Here is an 8049-nt window from a genome sequence, read left to right as displayed (position 1 = left end):
GCCTCGCCCTTGAGCGCCGGCCCACCCCACTGAGCAGGGCACCTCACCCAGACCTCATCGCGAATCGGGCATCACGGCGCGAACCGCACTCTCACTGGCGCCACGAAGCCCTCCGCGCTGCAAAGGCCAGCGAGGCCAGCCCGGCCAGCGAGAGGCGACCGCGGCGTCGTAGGCGGTGGAGCTGCCAGCTCGCACGTGGAGGGTAGCGAGAGCAGCCGACAGGGCTTGCGTGCGCCGACGGCTTTCAGGGCGGTGTGATGGGGGCCCTGCTCGCTGGTACGCACCGCTTGGCGATCGCCAACTCGGAATCGGATGGCGGTGCATATTGGGCACTGGGGGTGGGTGCTGGGCAAGGCGAGGAGGTGACGGCGATGGCCAGGCCGCTCTGGACGGGTGTGCTGAGCTTCGGGTTGGTGACCGTGCCCATCGCCCTTTACCCGGCGACGGAGTCCCACAGCGTCGCCTTCCGGCAGATCCAGCGCGGCACCGCCGACCGGGTCCGCAACAAGCGGGTGAACGAGCGCACCGGCGACGAGGTCGAGTACGCCGACATCGTCAAGGGCTACGAGCTCACCGAGGGCGAGTACGTGATCGTCGAGCCCGACGAACTGGAGCGGATCTCACCCGGACGGTCCAAGACCATCGAGATCATCGGCTTCGTCGACCTCGACCAGGTGGAGCCGATCTACTACGACACCACCTACTACCTCGGCCCGCGCGCCAAGGAGTACGCCAAGGTGTACCTGCTCCTGGTGAAGGCCTTGGCGAAGGCCGACAAGGCCGGCCTGGCGCTGTTCTCCATGCGCGGCAAGGAGTACCTCACCGCCGTGACCGCCGAAGACGGGATCCTGACCGCCCACACGATGCACTTCGCCGACGAGGTCCGCGACCCCCGCCGCGAGGTCGACAACCTCCCCGCCGACGACACCACCGTCTCCGACCGGGAACTGTCCGCCGCCGAACAGCTCATCGACATGCTCGCCATCGACTGGAACCCCGCGGACTACCACGACACCTACGCGGAGAAGGTCCGTGAACTCGTCGAGGCCAAGGCCGCCGGCAAGGAGATCGCCGTCTCCGAAGGCCCGGCCGAGGCCACCAACGTGGTCGACCTGATGGCCGTGCTGGAACGCAGCCTGCAGACCGCCGGCAGCACGGGCGGCCGCGACGAGGACCAGCCCGCGCAGCCCACGGCCAGGGGGAAGGGCGGCCAGACCCGGACACCGAAGACCACCGCCCGGACCCCCAAGGCCACCAGCGCGAAGAAGAGCACCTCCCGCCAGCAACCGGCGGCGAAGGCCCCCGCGGCCCGCAAGAGCACCAGCACCGTGAAGAAGAAAGAGGACCTGGGCGCGCTCACCAAGGCCGAGCTGTACAAGCGGGCCACCGACCTCAACATCCCCCACCGCAGCGCCATGACCCGCGACCAACTCCAAAACGCCATCGAACACGCCCCCGCCGCCAAGCGCCGACACCTGCACAGCGCGTGAACAGGCGGTGCCGAACAGCAGGTTTCCACTCATCCGGCCCCCGGGCGAGCGGCGGCTTCCCGGGTCTTCCGGCGGGCGGGGGGGGACTGGGTGGATCCGTGCCCGGGCCGCAGCGAGGGCATTATCGCGCTCTTCGACGGCGGGGTGCTGGCGCCCGCCCCTGCGCGACTGACGCGCTCTCCCAGGCGTGCCTCTACGAACGGGCCGATGGAGTGGGCGTGGTGACCGGGGTCCAGCCCTGGTTGGTGTCGATGGTGGTGAGGGGGGCGACGGCGGTGCCGCCGGCGGTGCCGAAACTTGCGCAGGTGGGGACGGCGGTGTCGACGGTGACGATCGGGTTCCGGAGGCTGGTGTCGAGTTTGTTGAACAGCAGCAGGGTGCCGCCGCTGTCCTGGGTCGGGTCGCCTGGTTCGACGCCCACGCTCTGGCGCCAGCGCCAGGCTCCCCAGGTGATGGTGGTGTCGATGGTGACAGGGTGTGCGGTGGGCTGGGCGAGTAGGACGTAGACCTGTCCCATGTAGGCGTGGTCGTACTGGTACGCCCACCGGGTGCGGGCGTCGCAGCCAGAGCCGGCGGGCGGCCAGGGCGCCGGCGAGAGCGGCGGGACGATGACGACGGAGGGCGCGGGATGCGGGGCGGGGGCGGCCGAGGCGTGCGAGCTGGGCAGGTTCATGCCCGTTACCAGACCGACTGCCAGCCCGACGGCCAGGGCCACGACGGTCCTGACGCCGTTCACCGGCCGCCAGGGTAGCGGGCGCGGTTGCGAGGCCGCGGGCGCGGCGGTCGCCGGGGCGCCCGCGGTGGCCGGGGTGCCTGCGGGAATGGGCCGCGACGGGAGAGAGCGGTTGGTGGACGGCGGCGGCCCGGGATTCTCCGTCAGGGCGCTGTGGACCCGCTCCCACCGCTCCAGCCAGGCGTCGGTGTCCGTCTCGCCGCACGCCTGCACGAACGCCAGGACGGTCGGCCAGCTCGGGAACTTCACGCCCCCGGCCGCCTCGGACAGGACCGAGACCGAGCGGTGCGCCCGCCTGCTCATGGTCGCGAAGGTGGGGCTTCCGGCCCGCTCGCGCAGGGCTCGTAGCTGCAGGGCGAACTCGGCCACCGGGCCCGCGGCCGGATCGAGCGTGCGTTGTTTGCGGCCCACGTTGACTTCTCCCCCTGGTAGCGGCTCTGGAATTGATTGTCCGCCCGTACACCCGCCGATGGCCTGGGTAGTGCGTTTTCCGTGGTTGATTGTCCGAGACCAGCCGGTGTTGGTTCCGGGCGCCACAGCCCCCACTGTGGTTGCCAACCAGGCGGCTTCCCCTCTTCCGGCGAGCAGGGGGGACACCATCAGCTACGTCTGCGGCCCCTGACACCCGCCCGGCCGGTCCAAGCCCCATCCATCGATCAGCTCAGTTCATCAGAAGGAGAGTCGTGAAGCAGCTGTCCACCTTCCTGGCCAAAGCGGCGTTCGGAGTCCTGGCGGTCGCGGCCGTGCTCGCCTCGGCCGCCGCGCCCGCGATCGCATCGCCCACCCACGTGGCCGTGCAGCCGACGTGCAACGTGGAGGATTGCGGCGGCACGGCGCCGACCGTTCCGCAGCCGGCCGGCTCCAGGCCCTGGAACGGGTCGTCGAGGCCCAATCCACCGCGTTGGCGCCGGCTTGCTCGGCCTGCGCCACCAGCTGGTCGGCGGCGTTCTCGGTGAACGGCGTGAGCACTCGGGCGAAGGGGCGCTTCCAGGAGATCCCGGCCGCCGGTAACGGCGGCTCGGTCGGCGCTGCGGCGAGGGCGTGCTCGACGGCGAAAGCGTGCTCGACGGCCGCTGATGTCGCCGCTTGAAGTCCCTCCGGGGCAGCGGTGACTGTCGTCATGGATCGACGGTGCGCCGAGCCACCCGAACGGGTGGCTACAGATGCGGCGGTGCCCCCATGAGCGTCGCTCACAGCTCGCCGCAGCTTCTCGCTGTGCGGCGGGCGTACAACGGATTTTGAGTCGGTGGGCTCCCCGCGTCGAAAGTGGAAGGTTTTAGGAACCAGCGGTCGGCCGAGGGCAACCACGGTTGACGACGACATCGTGACGGGTGGCGTCGTGGGCCTGTTCCGGCGTGTCACCTGGGCGGACGGGATCGTCTGCGGAGTCGATGGCCGAAAGGGCGGAAGGTATGCGAGCAAGCAGCTACACGATCTACGTTGATCTGCCGGGCAATACCGAGGATCTCTTACTCATACACGGCTACACCGGCGCCCACGACAAGGTCTCTCGACGAGTCGCCACGTATCTACGGTCTCTGGAAGTGGGGCGTCCGCCCAGGCCGCTTTACGGGGACTGGAGTCCCGAGCCCCCCGTCGAGGGCGAGGTGGCGGCCCCGGCACCACAGACCCTGGAGCGGCTGCGCCAGCGCGGGTATCTGACCGACCTGACAGTACAGGAGGAAGTCGACCACTTCGCTCGGATCGCGACTCTGGCGCACCAGGCCAGGACCAGACTCAGCTACATCTTCATGCCGACGTATGACTGCAACCTGCGGTGCAGTTACTGCTTCCAGGATCACATGCGCACCGACGCGCGGTTCAGCCGACTGCTGCGCAAGATGTCACCGCAGACCGTGGACCGCATCTTCGCATCGTTCGCCCACATCGAGTCCCGGCACGACAGGCCAGTGGGGCCGCAGAGCCGCGCTCAGATGGGTTTCTTCGGCGGTGAACCGCTATTGGCCGAGAACCGCGACATCGTCGAGTACATCATCAACAAGGCACAGTCGGAAGGCGAGACCACCTTCTGGGCGATCACCAATGCCACCGATCTCGAGCACTACCGTGACTTGCTACGCCCGGAGCAACTGAACCAATTGCAGATCACGCTGGACGGCCCACCGGTCGAGCATGACCAACGCCGTGTCTACGCCGACGGCAGCGGTTCGTTCGCCCGGATCGCACGTAACCTGACAATGGCGCTGGACCAGGGCGTGCAGGTCTCCGTGCGGATGAACATCGACCGCAACAATATCGAGACCCTGCCGACCCTGGCCGAAGAGATCACCGCGCAGGGCTGGGACCAGTATCCGACGTTCTCCGCCTACACGGCAGTGATCGAGGCGGCCAACGACAAGACAGACCGAAAAACCACGTTCGGCACATGGGAGCTCGGCCAGGAGCTGACTCGACTCAGGCAGGACCACCCCTCGATGGCGGTGATCAACCGCCCGGACGACCAGCTCAGCCAGCGCATCCAGGCGATCTTCCAGACCCGCTCCGCGCCTTCGATGAACGCAGCCTTCTGCGGCGCGCATTCGGGAATGTACTTGTTCGATGCCCTTGGTGACATCTACACCTGCTGGGAGCGCACCGGCGACGCCAACATCCGCGTCGGCCATCTGGACGAGAGCGGCGTCCCCACCTTCAACGAGTTCGCGGCCACCTGGCAGAGCCGCAACGTGAGCACCAACCGCGTCTGCCGGCAGTGCCGTTACGCGCTGTCCTGCGGTGGGGGCTGCGCTGTACTGGCCGAGGGCCAGAACGGCGAGTTCTTCAGCAATCACTGCGACGGCTACGCCAACCGATTCCGCGCCAGTGCCGCCGAGGCGTACGAACGCCTCCAGCGTCGTGAACTGCCCGTGCTGTCCACCGGACCCGGCTGCGGCCACTGATCCCCCTCGGTCACGCACCGAGGGCCACCCCCCAACCCCTTGAGAGAGGAGGACAGTCATGCAGGAACCATTCGACCAGGGAGAACTCCCGGAGATCACCAGCCTGAACGACGACGACCTCGGAGTCGAGCAGCTGGACCAGCGGCTTGAGCTGATGGCAGCCCTATCGCCGGGCGGACCAGACGACCCGCCGCCGTGCCCGCACCTGACTTCGTGCGGAACGTACAACTAGCACCACCAGCGTGAGGCTGGCGACCTGGCAGTCCAGCCAGGTCGTCAGCCTCACGGCCGACCGGCAGCTCACACCAGAGAGGGGAATTGGCCTCATGGCACTTCAAGAGCGCCGGGTTACCGAACCGTCCAGCTACGTGTGGCCCTGCTCGAACGGCATCCATGTGCGGCTGTCAGCCAGCGCCTACTCGCTACTCAAACAGATGGAATCCGGGGCCAGCCCCGCACAAATCGCGCGACAACTTCAGGCACGCGGCCAACAGGTCACCGCCGACGACGTCCGCGCGGCCCACGACCGGCTTCGGGCGCAGATCAGTGAGATCGAAGACCGCAAAGTTCCTGTACCGACGGGATTCTGGCTGCGCATCACCCTCCTGCCAACCGCCCTGGTCGGCCGACTGGCGCGACCGCTGTCGTACGCCTACCGCCCGCTGCCAGCAGCCGTGCTGCTCATCGGGAGCGCCGTAACGCTGTCCGTCCTGCTGCGCTTCACCGCAGCAGTCCACATCGCGGCAGCGGACTACTGGACGGGATACGCGGTCTTCTTGACGATCCTGCTCTGTCACGAACTAGGGCACGCCAGTGCGTGCTCCCGGTTCGGCGCCACACCCAGCCGGATCGGGATCGCCGCGTACTGGATGTTCCCGGCCTTCTTCTCCGACGTCACGGCCGCCTGGGGACTGCGGCGTTGGCAGCGTGTCATAGTCGATGTCGGAGGCGCTTACTTCCAGACCTGCGCGACGGCCGGCTGCGCAGTCGTCTACATGATCACCGGCTGGACGCCACTACACGTCGCCGCACTGACGAGCATTTACAGCCTGCCCATCGTGCTCAACCCGTTCTTCAGATTTGACGGGTACTGGGTGCTCAGCGATGTGCTCGACACACCCCGCCCTGGCCGACTGGTGCGACAGCTGGCGGGCAACGTTGTCGCCAGGCTCCGCCGTCGCCATTCTCGACCGCTCCCCGGGCCGCCTTGGGTCACCGCCGCCGTCGGCCTGTACGGTCTTGCCGCTGTCGTCTACTGGGCCTATTTCGCTTACGCGTTCATCCCCGTCGTGATCACATACCTTGCGGCCTATCCCCACTCGACCCACCTGCTACTGGCCCAATTCGCCAGTGCCCACCATCAACTGCCGTCCGAGCACGTGCTGGCCTGGCTGAACCAGACCTTCGCCGTCGCCGCGGCACTCCTGGTGCTTCGGCGGCCCCTGCGGCCGATCATGCGGTTCATTCGGCGCTGCCGCCTCCGCAGCGCCGATACTCTCGCACCCTCCTCCCGCATCGCCCGCCCCTCGGACCTCCGAGTGGAGGGGGACCGGTGAGAGTCCTACTGTGTCCCATGAGCGATCCGGGCTTCCTCTTCCCGGCGATCGCGGTGGGGCGGGAGCTTCAGCGCCGCCGCCACTGCGTCACCCTGGTCGGCCGCCCATCGGCGGCCGGATTCGCGGCCATTGCGGGCCTGGACTTCCGCCCGGCCACTGGCGACACGCCGGACGAGGCGTTCAGCAGTGCCCGCTGGTTCCTCGACGGTGCGGCGCAGTATCGGGCCGTGATCAGTGCCGCTCGAAGCGCCCGCTTCGACGTGGTGGTCACCTCGGTGCTCTGCCACGGCTCCCTTCTGGCTGCTGAGACTCTGGGCCTGCCAGTGGTCGTGATCGGGCTAGCCGCCCACTTGTGGCCGTACGCGAGCGGCGCCGAGGCCGAGCCACCGTTGAGGCGCGAGTGGCGACTGCGGGACATGCTCGATCGCTACCTGCGGCTGCGCGAAGAACTCGACCTGGTCGCCCGCGACGGCCGTGCCGCCGGCCGCGCACTGCTTGGAGACAGATTCCTGCTCCGTGGCCTCCCTGAGCTGGAGTTCCCTGAGGCTGTCCTTCCCGAAGGCATCCACCACGTCGGTCCGTGCTGGTGGGAGCCTCCGGCTACGGAGTCGGCCCTAGCCGATCTTGACCGCTGCATGGCCAAGAGCGGAAAACCCGCCGTCTACGTGCACCTGGGGCGTACCTTCGGCGGTGAGGGCCTTTGGCCACAGCTGATGCGCCTGTTCACGGACACGCCCTGGCAGGCCGTGGTCGAGTTGGGCCGCACCACAACTCCGGTTCCCGCACCAGCCCACCCGGACCTTCACATCGTCCGCAGACCGTGGATGGGACCGCTGATCGACCGAACCAACCTAGAAGTTCACTGAAAATCAGCGGTTCTGGCTCTGCGTCACTCGGTGTGGGGCCAGACTGCTGGTGTGCAGGGACAGTGGGATGGGGAACTGGTCGGGCTGGATGTGTGGGAGACCTGCCGGGAGCTGATCCCGGCAGGCAGTGTGTTCGCGTTCCTGGCCGAGCACCGGGAGACGCTGTTCCCGGGGTCGATGTTCGCGGACATGTATCCGTCGGCGAACGGGCGGCCGAGCATGCCACCGCAGGTCCTGGCCGCCACGATCGTGCTGCAGAGCCTGCACGGACTGTCGGACTTCGACACGGTCCAGGAGCTGCGCTGCGATCTGCGGTGGAAGGCCGCCTGCGGGCTCGGCCTCAACGACACCGCATTCGACCCGTCGCTGCTGACCTACTTCCGCCGACGCCTGCAACGCTCCAGCGACCCGCACCGGCTGTTCACCAAGGTCAAGGAGGTCGTCGCGGCCACCGGCGTCCTCAAGGGCAAGCACCGGCGGGCCCTCGACTCCACCGTGCTGGACGAC

8 protein-coding genes are annotated in these 8049 nt (G+C 68.2%); 6 read left to right on the top strand and 2 right to left on the bottom strand.

Annotated elements, in window-relative coordinates; genetic code table 11:
- Nucleotides 1-371 precede the first annotated feature (371 nt).
- Nucleotides 372-1490: a non-homologous end joining protein Ku gene (ku, locus tag ACZ38L_RS37460; RefSeq protein WP_465702216.1), complete on the top strand. Its 1119-nt coding sequence runs from the start codon at nt 372-374 to the stop codon at nt 1488-1490.
- A 193-nt stretch (nt 1491-1683) separates the two neighbouring features.
- Here ku and ACZ38L_RS37455 read toward each other — a convergent pair whose 3' ends face one another.
- Together ACZ38L_RS37455 and ACZ38L_RS37450 are read right to left on the bottom strand one after the other, a co-directional pair.
- Nucleotides 1684-2634, bottom strand: a complete 951-nt coding sequence (locus ACZ38L_RS37455) for a helix-turn-helix domain-containing protein (RefSeq protein WP_465702213.1) — start codon at nt 2632-2634, stop codon at nt 1684-1686.
- Between the two features lie 250 nt (nt 2635-2884).
- Nucleotides 2885-3115, bottom strand: a complete 231-nt coding sequence (locus ACZ38L_RS37450) for a hypothetical protein (RefSeq protein ID WP_465702211.1) — start codon at nt 3113-3115, stop codon at nt 2885-2887.
- 520 nt (nt 3116-3635) lie between these two features.
- Here ACZ38L_RS37450 and ACZ38L_RS37445 point away from each other — a divergent pair.
- The 5 genes from ACZ38L_RS37445 to ACZ38L_RS37425 form a co-directional block, all read left to right on the top strand.
- The gene (locus ACZ38L_RS37445) at nt 3636-5120 is read left to right on the top strand and encodes a radical SAM protein (RefSeq protein ID WP_465702208.1); all 1485 of its coding nucleotides are present in this window, start codon (nt 3636-3638) and stop codon (nt 5118-5120) included.
- A 58-nt stretch (nt 5121-5178) separates the two neighbouring features.
- On the top strand, nt 5179-5352 hold the full coding sequence (locus ACZ38L_RS37440; RefSeq protein WP_465702205.1) for a hypothetical protein: 174 nt from the start codon (nt 5179-5181) through the stop codon (nt 5350-5352).
- 10 nt (nt 5353-5362) lie between these two features.
- Complete coding sequence (locus ACZ38L_RS37435) at nt 5363-6676, top strand: hypothetical protein (protein WP_465702201.1); 1314 nt, start codon at nt 5363-5365, stop codon at nt 6674-6676.
- 17 nt (nt 6677-6693) lie between these two features.
- Nucleotides 6694-7542 (top strand): glycosyltransferase, encoded by an 849-nt coding sequence (locus ACZ38L_RS37430; RefSeq protein ID WP_465702197.1) that lies wholly within the window; start codon nt 6694-6696, stop codon nt 7540-7542.
- Between the two features lie 51 nt (nt 7543-7593).
- Nucleotides 7594-8049 (top strand): transposase (locus ACZ38L_RS37425; RefSeq protein ID WP_465702195.1); only part of this gene is annotated, 456 nt, incomplete at its 3' end.

Source organism: Kitasatospora sp. NPDC024654, from assembly GCF_055559155.1.
The sequence above is the reverse complement of the archived record's forward strand: the minus strand, read 5'-3'. Positions and strand labels throughout refer to the sequence as shown.